The sequence below is a fragment of the Ruminiclostridium sufflavum DSM 19573 genome, assembly GCF_003208175.1.
GTDB lineage: Bacteria > Bacillota > Clostridia > Acetivibrionales > DSM-1351 > Ruminiclostridium > Ruminiclostridium sufflavum.
Genome location: NZ_QKMR01000001.1, coordinates 22,107 through 40,491, shown reverse-complemented (window position 1 = coordinate 40,491; position 18,385 = coordinate 22,107). Strand labels below are relative to the sequence as shown.

General features: G+C 40.5%; 21 protein-coding genes. 17 read left to right on the top strand and 4 right to left on the bottom strand.

Annotation, left to right across the window (positions count from 1 at the left end):
- Positions 1 to 171: 171 nt before the first annotated feature.
- The 4 genes from LY28_RS00220 to LY28_RS00205 all read right to left on the bottom strand — a co-directional run bounded on the left by LY28_RS00220 (position 172) and on the right by LY28_RS00205 (position 3,363).
- Entirely contained in the window at positions 172 to 663 is a 492-nt protein-coding gene (locus LY28_RS00220) for a CHAP domain-containing protein (protein ID WP_110460154.1), read from the bottom strand.
- A gap of 175 nt (positions 664 to 838) precedes the next feature.
- Complete coding sequence (locus tag LY28_RS00215) at positions 839 to 2,236, bottom strand: recombinase family protein (protein WP_110460153.1); 1,398 nt, start codon at positions 2,234 to 2,236, stop codon at positions 839 to 841.
- A gap of 26 nt (positions 2,237 to 2,262) precedes the next feature.
- Positions 2,263 to 2,739 (bottom strand): ImmA/IrrE family metallo-endopeptidase, encoded by a 477-nt coding sequence (locus LY28_RS00210; protein ID WP_110460152.1) that lies wholly within the window; start codon positions 2,737 to 2,739, stop codon positions 2,263 to 2,265.
- 60 nt (positions 2,740 to 2,799) lie between these two features.
- Positions 2,800 to 3,363 (bottom strand): helix-turn-helix domain-containing protein, encoded by a 564-nt coding sequence (locus tag LY28_RS00205; protein ID WP_110460151.1) that lies wholly within the window; start codon positions 3,361 to 3,363, stop codon positions 2,800 to 2,802.
- A gap of 172 nt (positions 3,364 to 3,535) precedes the next feature.
- Between LY28_RS00205 and LY28_RS00200 the strand changes: the two genes are divergently transcribed.
- The 17 genes from LY28_RS00200 to LY28_RS00135 all read left to right on the top strand — a co-directional run bounded on the left by LY28_RS00200 (position 3,536) and on the right by LY28_RS00135 (position 18,383).
- Positions 3,536 to 3,790 (top strand): helix-turn-helix domain-containing protein, encoded by a 255-nt coding sequence (locus tag LY28_RS00200; protein WP_110460150.1) that lies wholly within the window; start codon positions 3,536 to 3,538, stop codon positions 3,788 to 3,790.
- Complete coding sequence (locus LY28_RS18980; protein ID WP_165835443.1) at positions 3,791 to 3,952, top strand: hypothetical protein; 162 nt, start codon at positions 3,791 to 3,793, stop codon at positions 3,950 to 3,952.
- A 332-nt stretch (positions 3,953 to 4,284) separates the two neighbouring features.
- On the top strand, positions 4,285 to 4,482 hold the full coding sequence (locus LY28_RS00195; RefSeq protein ID WP_110460149.1) for a BOW99_gp33 family protein: 198 nt from the start codon (positions 4,285 to 4,287) through the stop codon (positions 4,480 to 4,482).
- A gap of 29 nt (positions 4,483 to 4,511) precedes the next feature.
- On the top strand, positions 4,512 to 4,661 hold the full coding sequence (locus LY28_RS18975) for a hypothetical protein (RefSeq protein WP_165835442.1): 150 nt from the start codon (positions 4,512 to 4,514) through the stop codon (positions 4,659 to 4,661).
- Between the two features lie 33 nt (positions 4,662 to 4,694).
- Complete coding sequence (locus LY28_RS00190) at positions 4,695 to 7,295, top strand: hypothetical protein (RefSeq protein WP_133250164.1); 2,601 nt, start codon at positions 4,695 to 4,697, stop codon at positions 7,293 to 7,295.
- 11 nt (positions 7,296 to 7,306) lie between these two features.
- Complete coding sequence (locus LY28_RS00185) at positions 7,307 to 7,504, top strand: DUF6906 family protein (protein ID WP_110460147.1); 198 nt, start codon at positions 7,307 to 7,309, stop codon at positions 7,502 to 7,504.
- Between the two features lie 44 nt (positions 7,505 to 7,548).
- Positions 7,549 to 7,803: an AbrB/MazE/SpoVT family DNA-binding domain-containing protein gene (locus tag LY28_RS00180; RefSeq protein ID WP_110460146.1), complete on the top strand. Its 255-nt coding sequence runs from the start codon at positions 7,549 to 7,551 to the stop codon at positions 7,801 to 7,803.
- 136 nt (positions 7,804 to 7,939) lie between these two features.
- A complete protein-coding gene (locus LY28_RS19320) occupies positions 7,940 to 8,476 on the top strand; it encodes a hypothetical protein (RefSeq protein WP_207658039.1) in 537 nt (178 codons plus the stop codon).
- 42 nt (positions 8,477 to 8,518) lie between these two features.
- Positions 8,519 to 9,673 carry a DUF2800 domain-containing protein gene (locus LY28_RS00170; protein ID WP_110460145.1) on the top strand — a complete coding sequence of 385 codons (1,155 nt, stop codon included), beginning with the start codon at positions 8,519 to 8,521 and terminating at the stop codon, positions 9,671 to 9,673.
- Positions 9,663 to 10,472 (top strand): DUF2815 family protein, encoded by an 810-nt coding sequence (locus LY28_RS00165; protein WP_110460144.1) that lies wholly within the window; start codon positions 9,663 to 9,665, stop codon positions 10,470 to 10,472. The genes LY28_RS00170 and LY28_RS00165 overlap by 11 nt, the downstream gene beginning before the upstream one ends.
- Positions 10,462 to 12,447, top strand: a complete 1,986-nt coding sequence (locus tag LY28_RS00160; RefSeq protein ID WP_110460143.1) for a DNA polymerase — start codon at positions 10,462 to 10,464, stop codon at positions 12,445 to 12,447. Before LY28_RS00165 ends, LY28_RS00160 begins: the two co-directional genes overlap by 11 nt.
- 153 nt (positions 12,448 to 12,600) lie before the next feature.
- Positions 12,601 to 15,009: a virulence-associated E family protein gene (locus tag LY28_RS00155; protein WP_110460142.1), complete on the top strand. Its 2,409-nt coding sequence runs from the start codon at positions 12,601 to 12,603 to the stop codon at positions 15,007 to 15,009.
- A gap of 254 nt (positions 15,010 to 15,263) precedes the next feature.
- Positions 15,264 to 15,584 (top strand): PDDEXK family nuclease, encoded by a 321-nt coding sequence (locus LY28_RS00150; RefSeq protein WP_340162523.1) that lies wholly within the window; start codon positions 15,264 to 15,266, stop codon positions 15,582 to 15,584.
- A complete protein-coding gene (locus LY28_RS00145) occupies positions 15,581 to 16,960 on the top strand; it encodes an SNF2-related protein (RefSeq protein WP_110460141.1) in 1,380 nt (459 codons plus the stop codon). Before LY28_RS00150 ends, LY28_RS00145 begins: the two co-directional genes overlap by 4 nt.
- 42 nt (positions 16,961 to 17,002) lie before the next feature.
- On the top strand, positions 17,003 to 17,260 hold the full coding sequence (locus LY28_RS18920) for a hypothetical protein (RefSeq protein WP_133250163.1): 258 nt from the start codon (positions 17,003 to 17,005) through the stop codon (positions 17,258 to 17,260).
- Positions 17,211 to 17,522, top strand: coding sequence for a sigma-70 family RNA polymerase sigma factor (locus LY28_RS00140; protein ID WP_110460140.1), 312 nt, complete (start codon positions 17,211 to 17,213; stop codon positions 17,520 to 17,522). Before LY28_RS18920 ends, LY28_RS00140 begins: the two co-directional genes overlap by 50 nt.
- 348 nt (positions 17,523 to 17,870) lie before the next feature.
- The gene (locus LY28_RS00135) at positions 17,871 to 18,383 is read left to right on the top strand and encodes a terminase small subunit (protein WP_110460139.1); all 513 of its coding nucleotides are present in this window, start codon (positions 17,871 to 17,873) and stop codon (positions 18,381 to 18,383) included.
- Positions 18,384 to 18,385: the final 2 nt, after the last annotated feature.

Genomic DNA, 18,385 nt, shown 5'->3' with positions numbered 1-18,385 from the left:
TACTATTATAGAGGTATTCTATTCCAAATTGGAGGAATAAGCATAAAAAATGAAGGGCTGTTTTTAGCTAAGCCCTTCATTTCCGCTGGTGAGCTTGAAAGGATTTGAACTTCTAGCCTGCGGTTTAATTCTTAAGCTTCATCCTTTATATGTAATGATAAGCGTATTTGTTCATTTGCTCCATCTGTAAATCTTTAAACCACTTGAAGTTTTAGATACTTGTCTATCGATTGTGGCGTACCACTTGCCCCCACTTTTGTATTTCCAATTTTGTTCAATAAGAATAACCTTATCTCCAGATACAGACTTCACAATTGCACTGTGGGGAGTTGAAGGCCAGAAGGCTAAATCCCCTTTTTTGGGATCTGTCACTACTGTAAGTTTTCCGCTTGTAACAGTTGGAGTTCCATTTTCACTAAGACCTGATAAGCTAACACTGTATAGTTTTTTAAAGTATTTAATTGGATATGCTGCACACTTATATGTACTATCTCCATAATCATCCGCAACGGTTCCGGGTCTATAAAGAGCGTCAACATTGTCGAGAGTATCTACTACTTGCATGCTTTTAGTTATCTCCACATCACTCTGTGCTACACATAATAGACTAAACGATAGGATTAAAAGAGCAGATAGACATAAACTTATTGCTTTCTTTTTCAAAGAAATTCCCCCTTTGTGTTTTGTTTTATATATTATAACATAAATGTAATTATAAGTAAATTAACTTGTGCATTTTTATTTTATAGTATTATATTGTTGGTAAGCAAAAAAAGAAACACTATTACAGAATTAGTTTAACCATACACATAGTAAAACTAATTCTGTAATGAGAGTATCAAAAAGAAAAGTGGATATCCAGAAACTCTCCGTCAACTTCGATATAATCAACTAAAGAGCTAATATAAAGCCTTTTCTTAGCTATATCACCGGTGGTGAAAACTTCTTCGGCATTGGATAGCAGAGCTTTGGCCTTGGTGATAGTCAGCCTTTTATCTTCCTTATCAGCAAGATCCTCCGCGAGAGAATCCTTTTCATCTTTGAGCTTTGCTATTCTGTCTGTTATTTCAGAAAGAGGAATGCCTCCGACTTGATACAAATCCATCATGCGGGATATCTGTTTGTCTATCTCGGTAACTCTATTTAGTAGTATGGCTTTATCTGATTTGACCGGCAAAGCTTTTCCCTTAACTTTTTCGTTAAAGTATTCTTCATTATAGGCCAGCTTTAAGATTTCATTTTGAACAAATTCGTCAAGCTCTCCTATAGGCCACTTTTTATTTTTGCAGTTAGGGTCCTTTATCATTTTAGAATCTGTCTTACCTCTGGAGTGGCATACATAATTGCCATGATTCCCGCAAAAACGAGCTCCACATCTTTTACAGTATATCAAACTGGTTAAGAGATTGTTTGCTCTAAAAGGATTCTTTTGAAAGATAGTTTTTGAATCTTCTCTTTCGGGGCTTTGTAAAAATTTTTGAGTCGCTTCAAAAGTATTTATATCAATAATAGGGGTGTGATTTCCGGCATATTCCTGACCGCTAAATTTAACTTTTCCAATATATACTGAATTACGAAGTACATTTAAAACGAGAGTATGGCTAGCCCAGTTTCCGTACTTATTTGTGTACTTACTACTCATGTATTTCCGTATAGAATTAATGCTCTGTCCTTCAAGAAACAACCTGAAAACTTCCTTGACCTGTAAAGCTTCATACTCATTAATAACCAATTTACTGTCAATATAATCATATCCTGTTGGTGGTGTGGGTCCTCCATGGAAGTTACCGTTTCTGGCCCGGCCTATTCGGCCCATTGTGAAACGCTCAGTAATCTGATCCTTTTCCAACTGGGCAAAAACTGACAGAATGCCTACCATAGCTCTGCCGAATGGGGTACTGGTATCAAAATTTTCACTCATCGATACAAAATCAATTCCGTTTGCAAGGAAGACATCTTCTATAAGTGTAAGCGTATCTTTTTGTGATCTGCTTAAGCGGTCGAGTTTATAGACAACTACAATATCAAGATTTTTGCTTTCAATATCGACTAGGAGCTGTTGTAGTGCCGGACGATTTGTGTTACCGCCGGAATATCCGCCATCGGTATAAAACTTATATACAGCCCAATCCTTTGCTGTGCAATAGGCTTTTAAACGCTCAATCTGTTCCTCTATGCTGTAATTCTCAAGTTGGTTTTCTGTAGATACCCTAACATAGCAACCGACTCTTTTCATTTATGATCACTCCCCTTATTATATAGTCATTGCTTATCTATCATTTTCCTAAACACACCAAGAGGCTCAAAGTAAATTATGTAATCATCATATATACGGCATAGACCATACTTTTCTTTGTAATGGTTGATTGCCTCTTCCAAAAATTCTTCTATGACATCTAAGTACAAAGCAAGTTCATACCTGTTACGGACTCCTGACTCATAGGCTTCAATCAGCTTATCCGGGGGCACTAACTTTTCATAGGCCCAGTTACGTGCCCGTTTTTCCTGCTTCACGTTTTCTGTTTTTGTCTGGTCAAGGATATCTCCGCAGCTAGTGTAATAATGGCCGAGTTCTTCAGCTAAAATGCAGGTCTTTTCAGTTAAGGTGGGTAAGTCCTTGCGGATACCGATTTTTTTGTCTTTTATAAGACCTTTAGCTCTTGACTTAAATTGTTTCTCTTCTACACATAAATTATCGCTTTCGGTTTTTACGAGAAGCTTTTCATATTTATTCAGCATAGTTTACCTCAATATTGTCAAAAAATTTTACAATAAATACAGCATACAGATTTAAACCTTTTATAACTCGTCCAGGTCTTGACGCATTAAGCCTTCTTCTTCCTCCGTCATAGGAGCATCGTTGTGAGCAGCTGCAAGGTAGGGTTCATCTTTGCTATCTTTTATATTTGTTTCAATTCGTCTGTAAATTTCATTTCTGATAAAATTTGCATTATTATTTATAAATGTTAGTAAATCATATAAAACGGGTTCTGTAACTTTTTCAAATATGGTTCCGTTTTTTTCATCAAGTACCCTGTAAACTGGTTGATATCCTCCGCACCTATATATAGAAAATGAAAACTGCTTAAATACATTTTTGTATTCATTTATACTAGATAAATCGCATTTTGTTTCAATTTCTTTTTTTGTGTTTTGATCATCACTTGTCCATCCCATTAAATATGCTGGTGTAGTCTGTAAAGCTTTAGCAAAAGAAGCGATTTTTGATTGAGGGATATCGCTTTTTCCTAATTCAATTTTATTAATTGAGGATCTTGATTTATATCCCATTTTAGCTGCTAATTCTTCTTGAGACATGTTTAATTCCTCACGGCGAGATTTTATCCTATCATACAATTTCATAATTTTTCTCCTATACGCTATAAACTTTTGTTTACTTAAAATATAGCATTGAGTAGATTTAAAGTCAACAAAAATATGCTTTTTATAAAAAAAGTGTTGACAATAATTCTACATGATGCTAAATTTAATATGTAGAATATAATTCTACAAAAAAGAAAGGGGTATGATAAATATGACGAACACGATTGAATTAGAAATAGCTATTAAAAGAGCAGGTTTTACAAAACGAGAGTTGGCGAAAAAGTTAGGATTGTCAGAGATGGGGCTTTATAAAAAAATAAATAATATAACAGAATTTAAAGCAAGTGAAATTTCTACATTATGTGAAGTGCTTTCAATTGAAAACAAAGATGAGATTTTTTTTGCTCAAAAAGTAGAATTTAATTCTACAAAAAATCAACAAGCAGCGTGTAGGGAGGTGAGTTAAGTGGATTTAGAAGAAGTGTACGAAAAAACTCCTTTATTTAAAAAGAGAGACCTGAAAAAAGCCGAGCAGATTATGGGCATCTTAGATGGGTTATCAGTAAAAGATGCAAAGAATTTGCTCAGCGGAATATCCAGTTATTTGGAGAGTATAGCAGTTATTTAATTAGACAAGTATATATCTCAGTTTGAATCTTGTTGAATTTGTCTATAAATTCTTCAACAGTAAGCTTTGAGATATCAACAGTTTTCTCCAAGTAGAAAAGAGTTAATTTATCAATACGTTCTTTAATGTATTGTTCAGGCATTAGCTTTAACCCTCCCTTCAAACAAATTTTATCATACTTTTGTAAGAAGGGGCAAGCAGCAACCAGAGAAGTACCTTAAATAAGAGTTGATTAGGTGGATTGCGAAGATTATCCAGTTATTCTGATAAAAATAAGAACAGTAATAGTGTACAAACAGTAGTAAATACAGTAATAGAGGGGGGTGCATTCCATGAAAACGAAAAAGGCAAAAACGACAAGCAAAAATGATAATAAAGCAAAAAAAGATGTGCCAGAAAAGAAAGCACCTATAGTCCGTTTTTTCTTAAAAGATGGAACGCAACTTGATACTCTTGAGGGGGTTGTCGTTCCAGTAAATGAGAGAACAGAAACGGCTTACAGAATGCTTGCTGAAATGTATATGAAGTAATTTTTTTTAAGGAATGGAGGGACAAGAGGATGACAAACTGTGCAGCGATTGGTTACATGATTCTTGCAGCCAAGCCTATTTTGAGCAACGACCAGATCGAAAAAATAGCTGCCGAGATGGATTACCTGATGGACATAGTAACTGACCAGCAAGCAGAAATTGAGTATGCTGAGTTTTAGTCAGACCGTGAGTTTAAAGGGGGAGGGATTGCCGTGAGTATGGGTTGTAGCAGTAATCGATGCCCGGCGAACAGCAATTACCGTTATGGGGATACCTATCTCGGCTCAGGAGTCTGCTGTAAAAATAGCACATCACCGGATATGCTCGACCAATACGCAGAACATTGCGGCTTTATCCGAGTAACAGATTCATGGATACTCTGGAAGTGGGGTGTTTCATATGATGACCTGAAATGCGGTAATTGCTTACACTACGAAGGCGAAACGCACGGAGTATGCACCAATGAGAAAGTTAAGCCCCATACGAAGGGCGTAACTGTAAATGGTAAAAAGATGTACATAGACTCTAAAGAATACTATAGCGGAGCTCGTGCCTGCAATGAATTTAAGAAAAAAGAAGGTGAAAGGTTGGCAAAGAAAACATATTGGACGAAGTGCGGAATTGAATTTCAGAAATCTTCAAACGCCGATGTAACAGGTTATAAGGTTGATGTAACAAATACTGAATGTACAAGCTGTCCATTTACAAATGCAGTTACAAAAGGTTGGCCGGCTGTTTTCGATCATTGGGAATGCCGAGCCGGCTCACAAAAACCTAACCACAAAACAGAGTGGACCGGCAGCTTGGAGGATAAAAATACAATTGGTATAAACAGCCTTGATAATCAACTTATGGAGAAAATACGCCAGTACTGTACTGAGCATCCTGATTTGAGTGCAAATTATAATGCTGACCATCTGGCCGACTGTCGACGAACGTTATCCATAGGCTGCAGCTCAAATAAAAAAGGCATCGCTGCTAAAAAGGTTTTAATTGAAAAGTTCTTTCCGGATAAAAGTGAGTCTGACATACCGCTTTTGTGTATAGACTGCATTTCTTGTAAACCTGCAGAGCATGGAGAAGGACATCCTTTTCAGCATAAATGTTATAATGCTTCCCACCGAGTTGGAGCCGAATTTTATTTCGATGAAAGTTCAATAGCTTGTAAAAATTTTGTACAGGTAGGAGATGCTTCCTACGAAGATATTGAGTCAATGGACTTAGAAGACCAACTCGATTGCTTGCTGGAGGATGGGGATAGAAAAGATAAACAGGATGAAATTCAAAATGCCTGGACAACTGGGATGGATGAGGATGGTAATAGGATGGATATCTTTGAACCAGTTGAAATGGAATCTATACCTACCCGGTCATGTGGGAAATGTGATGCAGGTCACTGGTATAGCGAAGAAAACACATACGTTAGTGTAGTTGCCGATGATGGGATAAAAACTACAAAACGTCCCTGTGAGCCACATACCCATTACTGTTATCAGTTTACCGAAGGACAGAAAAAGATTGCCTCAGATAAAGATTTTAATTCGGATACGTGTCCCGAATGGTGCCCGTTGGAGAGAGAAAAAGCAGCAAAAACTATGCTGGAAACGACAGATGCTAACCAGAACGCTACCGAAAAGAAAAAGCCCCGTATCGGTTCGAGTGGCTGCGGAAGAATGAGAGAGGATTGCCCGTATTTCTGCAAGCATAATGATGGCTGCTCGGTTCTGTTGTGCCGAGGAGAAGCGCTAAAAGCTACAATTAAGCTCTTTGGTGATGTTGACTGTGATGTTTACAGTATGGCTGCTGAAACAGTGAGAAGTAAGCCAGAGAACACTCCTCTGGATAGCGTTAGCAGATTTATTCGAGGTCAGGAATCGGAAAATGAAAATGTAATAGAAAGTACAGACATTGTAAACAAAGAGGGTGAGAAAGCTTTTGACTATTCCACAGTGGATGCCGATACGGCAGAATTCCTGCATGATAAGGCTAATAAAATTACTGAAATCAGAATCAAATCAGTAATATCTATTGGCAAAGAGCTTAAAGAAGCACAGGACAAGCTTGCTAATAACAAAAACGGTACCTTTGGAGCTTGGGTCAGTAGCATTGGCATTACACGTCAAACAGCATACAACTATATAAACGGTTATGAATTTATTGCCAAAAATTTTGACAATATCGGAGCAGCCGAGGATATTTCTCCATCATTATTATTTGCAGCAGCCAAAAAGGATGCTCCTCAGAAACTCACAGAGCAGGTTGTCTCGGGGGATATAACTTCACTTAAAGAGTACAAGGTCATGGAAGAAAAGCTCAAAGCTGCTGAAAAACGAGTTGAGATAGCTGATAACGAAAAATTCATTGCTGAAAATAAAGCGATAGATGCGGCACAGCAGGCAAAGAAAGCCAAAAAGGATAGGGACGATGCACTTCGCGCATATGAGCGCGACCTTGATTCTCTTCACCAGCAGCTTGAGCAGTCCAAGCGTAACTCTAATCCGACGAAGATTAAAGAGCTCGGTAACATTATATCCGAGAAGCAGCAGGAGATTGAAGACCTCAGACAGCAGCTTAGGGACAAGCCAATTGAAGTACTGGCAGTAAAAGAAGTCATTCCGGAAGAGGTCAGATTGGCAATATACGAAAAAGTGTCCCGGCTCTATGAAGGACTAGGAAAGCTTACTGAAGCTGAAATCCAGATTTTTGCTGAGGATGTTTGCGAAGATTGCCGGGAAGAAGTCATAAAAGGCACAGAAGATGCTTCGGAGGTACTTGCAGATATTGCCCATACCATCTGGAAATTGACAGAGTGAGGTGATTAAGAATGAAACATGGTAAAACCCCTACTGTAGCGCAGAAAATTCTTATTGCCGGTTATAAGCATAGAAGTAAGAACTTGAATCCGGACAATTGGATGGTAGTTAAAAATCTTCCGGACGAGCTGGTGATAAAAAACAGAAACAGCAATTCAATAATACATATCGCTATTGACAGAAAGCGATGTCCCTACAAAGGCAATTGAAAAGTAAATTAATAAATAATTAAAAAATTTAGGAGGATGTAATTATGAAAGCATTAGGAATTGTAAGAAGAGTAGATGAGTTGGGCAGGGTGGTTCTGCCAATTGAATTAAGAAGAACTTTCAGCATTGAGGAAAAGGACGCATTAGAAATTTACGTTGATGAGGACTCAATCATTTTGAAGAAGTATGAACCGGATTGTATATTCTGCGGAGAAGCCAAATACATTCAAAATTTTAAGGGAAAGAATATCTGTAAAAAGTGCCTTGAGGAACTTAAGGAGGGCAAAGGAAACTCATGAAAATGAAATCTGATATTCAAAGAGTGCACCCGCAAATAGAGATATGTCGCTATAAAAAAAGAAAGCACCTTAAAAAGGCGCTAACTAAAATACTCAAATTAAGTATAACACTATTAAAGAAAAGAGGTCAATCATTATGAAAATTTCAATTGAATTTAATGCAACAGAATTAAAAGATGCAATAATCAGCGGTACTCTTCTCCACCTTGTAGAAAGTGTTAAGACTGCTGATTCAGAGGCAAGACAGGCAGTTGAAACTATTAATGGTGCAGTACCGGCACAGCAAACACAAGCAATGGCACAGCCGCAACAGCAGCTAAACAATGCTGCTGCCCAGCCACAGCAACAAATTTATAACTCGCCGATTCAGCAGCCCCAACAAATGCCACAGCAGCAGGCATATCAACAACAACAACCGGTAACTAACCAACAAGCCACTCCCGTTCAGTTCCCGGTGCAGCAACAGCCTGTTCAAGGAGCTATACCAATTACCGCTCCGGTCTATACACTTGAACAGCTAAGTGTTGCAGGTACACAGTTAGTTGACTCAGGACGTATGGCAGAGCTTCAGCAATTACTTTCATCATTTGGAGTAAGTTCTCTTATGCAGCTCCCTAAGGAACAGTACGGAACATTTGCCACTCAGCTACGCGCAATGGGGGCGAAGATATGACCGAGAAAGTTCTTGTAAAAAAAAACTGAAAAGAAACACGCCCTGCTGAGTGCCAGCGGGGCGCATCGCTGGCTGAACTGTATACCCTCTGCCAGATTAGAAGAAAAGATTCCGGAAACAAAATCTGAATATGCCGATGAGGGCAGTCTGGCTCATGATATATGCGAGCTGAAGCTCCGGAAAGCATTTATTGAACCGTTAAGCACCCGGGCATTCAACAGCCGGCTTAAGAAGCTTCAGGAAAATCCACTATATCAGGATGAAATGATGAGGCATACAGATACATATGTGGACTATATTTCCGCAATCGCCCACAGCTTTCCGTCTACTCCATACATAGCGGTTGAGAAGGAAGTAAAGTATGAAGCGTATGCACCTGAGGGCTTTGGTACAAGTGACTGCATAATAATCGGGGGGCAAACAATGTATGTCATTGATTTCAAATACGGTAAGGGTGTACCGGTGAGTGCGTATAAAAATCCACAAATGATGCTTTACGCACTGGGAGCCTATACCGCATATGCAATTTTGTTTTTAATTACTAATATAAAACTTGTGATAGTTCAGCCTCGATTAGACAGTATTTCTGAATGGGAGCTATCGCTTGCGGATCTGCTTGCATGGGGTGAAAGCATAAAGCCCATAGCTGAGAAAGCTTTTAAAGGTGAAGGAGAATATATCCAGGGGGAACATTGCCAGTTCTGCAGAGCAGCAGCCATCTGCAGAAAGCGTATGGATGAAAACTTGCAATTAGAAGAATGCGGAGGAATAACGCCTCCTCTTATCACAAATGAGGAAGTCGGCCAGATACTACTCCGGGCTCAGAACCTAGCCTCCTGGGTTAAAAAATTAGAAAGTTACGCTCTTAATGAGTGCCTAAATGGTAATGGAATAACTGGATGGAAAGCGGTACATGGTAAAAGCACCAGACAATTTACTGATCAGGACTCGGCTTTTAACACTTTAAAAGCAAATGGTACCAATGAGGTAATGCTTTATGAAAGGAAACCGCTAACGATAACTCAGCTTGAAGATTTAATAGGTAAAGCAAAATTTAAAGAGCTGTGCTCTCCATACATAGAAACACCGCCAGGCAAGCCAACATTGGTTTTAGAAAGCGATAAACGAGAAGCGATACAGCAAATAAGGGCTGCGGATATTTTTAAAGACGAAGGGAGAAACGATAATGAGCAATAGTATTCTTGATGTAGTGACCGGGACGGTAAGATTAAGTTATGTGCACCTTTTTCAGCCTTATTCAGCACAAGCAGGACAGGATCCTAAATACAGTTGCACCATACTCTTGCCAAAATCAGATATAGCAACAAAACAAAAAATAGATGCTGCTGTCAATGCAGCTATTCAACAAGGTATATCAGGGAAATGGAATGGGGTAAGACCTCCTGTTTTAGCCATACCTGTTCATGATGGTGACGGAGTAAGGCCAAGTGATGGGATGCCATTCGGGAATGAGTGTAAAGGACATTGGGTATTTACAGCTTCGAGTAAGCAAAAGGTAGAAGTAGTAGATATAAATTTAAATCCAATAATTGACCAGACGCAAGTGTATTCAGGAATATATGCGAGAGTATCAATCCGCTTTTTCCCTTTCAACACAAACGGCAAAAAAGGTGTAGGCTGTGGACTATATCCGGTGCAGAAATTAGAGGACGGTGAGCCTTTAGGTGGCCACGTATCAGCTGCAGAGGCATTCGGCGGCGGAGCTCCTGCATATCCGCAGCAACCATATGGGCAGCCGGCACCAAGTCAACCATATGCAGCACCTGCACAGCCGATTTATCAACCACAGCAACCAAACTATGGGCAACCGGGCTACGGACAGCCGACATATAATCAGCCGCAGCAGCCTAATTATGGAGGGCAACCGGCATTTATACCGTCAGTAGCTCCCCAGCAGCCCAATTACGGCCAGCAACCACAGCAAATTGATCCTATAACCGGGAAACCTTTGGTGGGTGGAATTTATGGAATATAACAGGCATTTTAATGTAGACCTTGAAACATACTCATCTGTAAATTTAAAGAAATCAGGACTGTACAAATACGTGCAGTCTCCTGATTTTGAAATACTCCTAATGGCGTATTCATATTGTGATGGCCCGGTATCGGTAATAGATATTGCTCAGGGTGAAAAAATACCTGATTGGATAAGATACGCACTGCAGGATGAAGGCACTCTTAAACACGCATATAACGCTCCGTTTGAATGGTATTGCCTGAGTAAATTCTTTAATACTCCGTTAGGACAATGGAGATGTACAATGCTGCATGGCTTGTATTGTGGTTACACAGCAGGACTTGCAGCAACAGCCATTGCATTAGGACTGCCTGAGGATAAAAGGAAAATGAGTATAGGCTCTGCACTAATCCGGACTTTTTGTGTACCCTGTAAGCCTACTAATAAAAACGGAAATCGAACCAGAACGCTACCGCACCATGAGCCTGAGAAATGGAATTTGTTTAAAGAATATTGCCGGCAGGATGTTGTAACAGAGATGGAGATAGAACGGAAGCTTTCAAACTTCCCGGTACCGGAGCAGGAGCAGAAGTTATGGGAACTTGACCAGCAAATTAATGCTTATGGGGTCACAGTTGACCAGAAACTTATCGAGGGAGCTCTGCATTGTGACCAAATTGTAACAGGAGAACTGACGCGGGAGGCGGTTATGCTTTCCGGACTTGAAAATCCAAAAAGTGTGAAGCAATTAACTGAATGGTTAACCGAGGAAACAGGCGACGAAGTGGAAAACCTTCAAAAAGCTACCGTAACAAGCTTAATTAAGACCATAGACAGTGACAATGCCAAAAGGATGCTTGAGATTCGTCAGGAGCTTTCAAAAACTTCAGTTAGAAAATATACCACTATGTGCGAGGCTGTTTGTGAGGATGGGCGCGTCAGAGGGCTCTTGCAGTTTTATGGGGCTAACAGGACAGGGCGCTGGGCCGGAAGATTGGTTCAGGTACAAAACCTCCCGAGAAACTATTTAGAAACACTCTCCCATGCTCGAGACTGTGTAAAAGGGAAAAAGGTAAATGCGTTAAAGCTGATATACGGAAATATACCAGACACGCTATCACAGCTTATTAGAACCGCCTTTATTCCCTCAGAGGGGAATGTATTCATTGATGCGGATTTTTCAGCTATAGAGGCCAGAGTAATTGCATGGTTATCCGGAGAACAGTGGAAACTTGATGTATTTGCAACCCACGGAAAAATATATGAAGCTTCGGCTTCCCAGATGTTCGGTGTACCTTTTGAATTGATTGTAAAGGGTAATCCTGAATATGAGCTCCGACAACGGGGCAAGGTTGCAGAGCTTGGTCTGGGGTACGGAATGGGTGCAAACAAATTCAAGGACACTGCAGAACACAAATATGAAATGTTTTTTACCGAGGACGAGGCGAAAGACATAGTACGTCGGTGGAGAAGCGCAAACAAACGTATTGTTGACCTCTGGTACAGTATCGAGAATGCAGTCATCGAGGTTATGAAAACCGGGTATCCTGTGGGGATTAAAGGCTTAATGATTGCGCGGGAATGCGATTACAACAACAATCAAGATTTTTTGACAATTACTTTGCCCAGTGGCAGAAAGCTTTTTTATACCCGCCCTGGGCTTCAAATAAATGAATTTAACAAGGATTCCCTATATTACTATGGAATAAACCAAAAAACGAAAAAGTGGGAACTAGTACCGACATATGGCGGTAAGCTTGTAGAAAACATTGTACAGGCAATAGCCAGAGATTGCTTAGCTGAAAGCCTTATGCGTTTAAAATCTGCAGGGTACCAGACAGTAATGCACATACATGACGAAGTTGTATTGGACACACCTAAATCTACAGACCTTGACAAGGTATGTGAGATAATGGGGCGGCCGATAAGCTGGGCACCAGGGCTATTACTAAAGGCAGACGGATTTGTGGCAACATTTTATAAAAAGGATTAAGGAGAGTGATATGCATGACTTGTCCGTATGGAATTTGTGATGAATGTCAGAGAAACGCAGGGTGTGACTACTGCGACGAATTTATTCCCGGCCTTTTTGAGGATGACACAGACGAAGAAAATATATAAATAACATTAAGAGGTGAATCTCCGAGTGCTTACATATAATAAACAATTATCTATATCTGCTGCGGGCAGCCGTAAGGCAATAAAATGGCCAATACAAACAATATGGTGGTCAGAACTTATATTAAAATTGCAGACTCCTGTCAGAGGAAATGAAACATTAGCTGAATATTTCCGTATGACAAAAGGCCAGCAGGATGATCTGAAAGATGTCGGCGGTTTTGTAGGCGGTACCGTTGCCGGCGGTAACAGACGTAAGGCAAATGCCATAACCGGCAGGGATATAATATCTCTTGACCTTGATAACATTCAGCCTGGCGGAACTCAAGACGTACTCAGAAGAATTGACGGACTTGGCTGCGCCTACGCTCTATACTCAACCCGTAAGCATGAAGAGGTCAAACCGCGCCTGAGAATATTACTTCCCATGTCTCGTACCGCATCTGCGGACGAATATGAACCTTTGGCCAGAAAATTAGGCCAGATTATCGGAATAGAAATGTGCGACCCGAGTACCTTTGAAGCATCGAGGCTTATGTACTGGCCGAGTTGCTGCGTGGATAGCCAGTATGTATTCCAGTTTGGTGATAAACCTTTTCTGGATACAAATGGAGTTTTGGCTATGTATGCAGATTGGCATAATGTAACTGAATGGCCGGAGGTTCCGGGAGTGCAGCAGGCCCATATTAAGCTTGCCGCAAAGCAGGGGAATCCTACGGATAAAGCCGGTATTGTCGGTGCCTTCTGTAGGGTTTATGACATATATCAAGCTATGGATAAATTTCTTCCGGGAGAGTATATCCCATGTGATGATAGCTCAGGCCGGTTCACCTTCACCGGCGGTTCAACTACAGGAGGAGCTGTTATTTACGATAACGGCCAATTTTTATATTCGCATCATGCTACAGACCCAGCCGGGGGACGTTTGGTAAATGCCTTTGACCTGGTACGCCTCCACAAGTTCAGCGACAAGGATGAAGAAGCAAAGCCTGATACACCGACAAATAAATTACCGTCGTATGTTGCAATGTGTGAGTTTGCTGTAGCTGATACTTATGTGGCCAGCTTATTAAATCAGGAACGGTATGAAAAGGCTACACAGGACTTCGGACAGCCTGTAGAGGGCAATGCGAATTGGATAAGCAAGCTGCAGGTAAGTGCGACAACAGGTACTCCTGCAAAAACTACAGATAATGTATTACTTATACTTGAAAATGACCCGCTGCTGAAAGAAAAAATAGCCTATGATGAATTTGCTAATAAAGGACTGGCCCTCGGGGCGCTTCCGTGGGACCAGAGGCAGGAACGCAGAGTGTGGTCAGATAATGATGATGCGGGGGAGAGATGGTACATGGAAAAAACTTATGGAATAACAGGCAAGGACAGAATAAGCGATGCATTGGCACTATGCGGCCGTAAGCATGCGTTTGACGATGTAAAGAAATATTTAACAGGTCTATCCTGGGATGGAGTTCAGAGACTAGACAATTTATTTATAGAGTACCTGGGTGCCGCTAATACACCATATGTTAAAGCAGTAACACGTAAAGCATTTACTGCAGCGGTAGCACGTGTCATGGAGCCGGGAGTAAAGTACGACACCATGACAATATTAACCGGTCCGCAGGGACTTGGTAAATCAACACTGCTTAAAAAGATGGGGCGCAAATGGTTTTCAGACAGTATTAAGACCTTTGAAGGGAAAGAAGCTTCAGAGCTTGTACAGGGTGTTTGGATAGTAGAAATAGGAGAACTGGAGGCTTTTAATAAATCTGAAATAGGACGCATTAAACAGTTCTTGAGCCAATGCGAGGATATATTCAGAGCGGCATATGGCCGTCATGTGAGCTGGTATCCTCGCAGGTGTATATTCTTTGGTACAAGCAATAACGGTGAGTACCTGAGGGATAAAACAGGAAACAGAAGGTTTTGGCCCATAGACCTGGCAGTTTCTCAGCCGACAAAGAATGTACATACTGATTTGGATGGTGAAATAAATCAACTATGGGCTGAAGCTTTCATAAGATGGCAGGCCGGTGAGCCTTTATATCTCAGCAAGGAACTTGAGGTAATGGCGCAGGAAGAACAGGAAAACCACAGAGAACATAGTGCAAGAGAAGGTTTAATTCGAGATTTTGTGGAGAAGCGAGTACCGCCTGATTGGATAAAATGGCCGTTGGAGAGAAGGAGGCTGTTTTGGGCGGGCGGTATGGTGGGAAACGTTGAAACGGCGGAGCGTGACAGGGTATGTGCGTTAGAGGTATGGGTGGAAGCGTTAAACGGTGATTATAAAGGAATGAAATATTCAGATGCTTCAGAGATAAACGGTGTTATATCCATGATGGATGACTGGAAAAGGTTTAACAAGCCAATGAGATTTGGTTATTGCGGATTGCAAAAAGGGTTTGAAAGAAATGTTACCTTTAAAGGATTTTGAAAGTAACATTTTAAACAAAGGTAACAAAAAATGTTACTTTGTTACCTTGATGTTACTTTCAAGGTAACTGCGAAAACGATTGAAAACACAGGGCTAAAGCCATTTTGTTACTTTGTTACTTTTATTTCTTATATAAATATAAATTAGGCAGTTAGGTGTATAGGTGTATGCCTAATGCGCCTAATGTATATATCATATACGCGCGAGGGGTTACGAGGTAACAAATAAAAAAATGCTGGAAGAAAGGGTTAAACATGAAAAGTCAAATCAGAGAAAAAGATATAGAATCATATCTTGTAAAAAGAATCAAGGATATAGGGGGCAAGGCTTATAAGTTTATATCCCCCGGTAATGCAGGAGTGCCTGACAGGGTGATACTGCTGCAGCATGGGGTATCAATTTTTGTGGAACTGAAAGCACCCGGTAAAAAGTCTACGGCATTACAGCAAGTGCAGCAAAAAAAGATAAGTGAGTTAGGGTTTTGGGTGCAGGTAATAGACAGCAAGCAAAGGGTGGATGAACTCATTGAAATGGTTGGGAAGCTTGAAAGCATACGAAAGGGCGATGCAAAGTGAAATACATACCCCATGCATATCAAAGATATTGCATTAACAGATTACTGACTGACCAGGCATTGGGGCTTTTCCTGGATATGGGACTTGGCAAAACGGTTATAACCCTTACAGCAGTTAACGACTTAAAATATAACAGGTTCGTTGTCAGTAAAGTGCTTGTAATAGCACCAAAGAAAGTAGCGGAGGCAACTTGGAGCAAAGAGGCTGCAAAGTGGGACCATTTGAAGCTGCTGAGAGTTATTCCGGTATTGGGCACCTTGAAAAAACGCATCAAAGCACTAAATACACCGGCAGATATATACGTCATTAACAGGGAAAACGTATCCTGGCTTGTAGACTATTACCGGAACTCCTGGCCTTTTGACATGGTAATTGCTGATGAGTTCAGCAGTTTTAAGAATCCGCAGGCAAAAAGGTTTAAGTCCCTAACTTGGGTAAGAAAGCATATAAACCGTTTTGTCGGACTTACAGGCACACCGGCGCCAAACGGATTAATGGATTTATGGGCACAAGTATATTTGCTTGATGAGGGCGAAAGATTGGGTAAGAAAATAACTCACTTTCGGGAGCGATATTTCGACCCTGATCAGAGAGACAGGGATCATGTATTTTCATACATGCCGAAGCCCGGAGCTGAAGAAGTCATACAGCAGCTATTAGGTGACATATGCGTTAGCATGAAAGCAGAGGACTATCTGGAGCTGCCTGATTGTATTTCGGTTACGGTACATGTGGCACTTGATGATAAAGCAAAAGCTGCATATAAAAAGCTTGAAAGTGAGATGCTGCTTGAGGTCGATGAAACCACGATTGATGCAGGAACGGCTGCAGTACTGACAAATAAATTACTGCAATTATGCAATGGTGCCGTGTATGACCAAAATAAAGAGCCTATTGAGATACATAACTGCAAAATTGAGGCTTTCATGGAACTTGTGGAAGGCCTGAACGGTCAGCCGGCACTGGTTTTTTATAATTTCAAGCATGACCTTATCCGGATAAAAAAGGCATTGGTGAAATCAGGATTAAGAGTCAGGGAGCTTAAGACACCGCAGGAGGAAACTGATTGGAATAACAGGCAGATAGATATTTTACTTGCCCACCCTGCTTCAGCTGCTTATGGACTAAACCTACAAGACGGAGGGAATCACGTTATATGGTTTGGCTTTAATTGGTCTTTGGAACTATACCAGCAGGCTAATAAAAGACTCCACCGGCAAGGACAAACCCAAAAGGTTATAATTCATCATCTTGCAGTCGAGGGCGGAGTTGATGAGGATGTTATGGCGGCATTGGAGGACAAAGGGGCTACACAGGACAGGCTTATGTCTGCGCTTAGGGCTAGAATAGAGAAGGCAAAGGCAGGAGGGGATTAGTATATTGTAAAAATTTTTGACAATATTGAGGGGGATAATAACGTGAAGGAGCTGGCGAAGGAATACAAACTATCACTTAAATTACTTAGTAAGCGAATTGATGAACTTAGTATTCATAAAAGAGAGCTGGCCCTTCAACCGTATAGCCTTATTCGTGAAGGAGAATTAGAGGAGCTTAGGCAAAGGCTTAAGCCTTTAAATTCAATGCTGAGTGACCTGAAAACCGTGACAAAAGAAGTAGAAAACTACTATGACAGGAGCTGGTGGAGAAGTGAAACGTTCACGCAGAACTCAAGATAGGCTTGAGAGCCTTTATACATTGGATTCATATATGGATAAGGCGGCTACAAATGCAGAAAATATTAAAAGGATGAAGCGGTTGCTTAAGGTTGCAATGCAATTTTCATTAACTGACCGCCAGCGTGAAGTAGTTCGATTGCATTACTTAGAAGATAAAAAGGTTGTGGAAGTAGCCGAAGAGTTAGGTATTAGCAGGCAAGCAGTATACAAATTGTTAAGAATATCAAGAAAAAAACTGCAGAAATTAAAAAATATTTTTTAAAATGTAAACCTTTTAGGTTGTCAAAAGGGCGTTTTTTGACCTTATATATAGAGGGTATTTTTTACCCTAATAAAATTTAATATCAAAGGGACTGAAAAAGTAGTTGTCATTTGTGGCAGCTGCTTTTTTATGAGCCTATTAATAAGGAGTTCACATAAAATTCATTGTTTGTGTGTTTTTTATTCACATTAGGGAGTTAATATAAATACATAAGTTTTTTTCATATAGATTTTACCTCCTTTTTCTTAAACTCCTTTTTAATAGCTCCGCTAGCAACGGAGCTTTAACTATGAATGAAATTGAGCCTTCGGGCTCTTTTTTAATGCGTTTGAAAGGATGTGAGCCTGAATGGCTAAATTAACAGCAAAGCAAGAAATGTTTGTACAGGAGTACCTGATTGACCTAAATGCCACTCAGGCGGCAATCAGGGCAGGATATAGTACAAAAACAGCAAATGAGCAAGGTAGTAGGCTATTAGCAAATGTTAGTGTTCGCGCACGTATAGATGCTGCACTGGCTGAACGCTCTCGGCGATTGGGCATAAGTCAGGACAGAATAGTAAATGAGCTTGCGAGGATTGCTTTTGTTAACCCGGCAGATGTAATAGACTTTGAAAGCGCAACTGTAAACAGTGCAGCAAATGATGATGATACAGCTGCAATACTTTCTGTAAAAGTGAAAAAGTCATTTAGCGATTCAGGAGAGACTACCGAGCGTGAAGTAAGGATGAATGATAAGGTTAAGTCTCTGGAGCTGCTCGGTAAGCACCTTGGAATGTTTAAAGATAAAGTGGAGGTATCAGTAATGGACGAGGAAAAGAGCAAGCTTGACGGCATTATAGCCCAGATGCGAGGTGAGTAGCA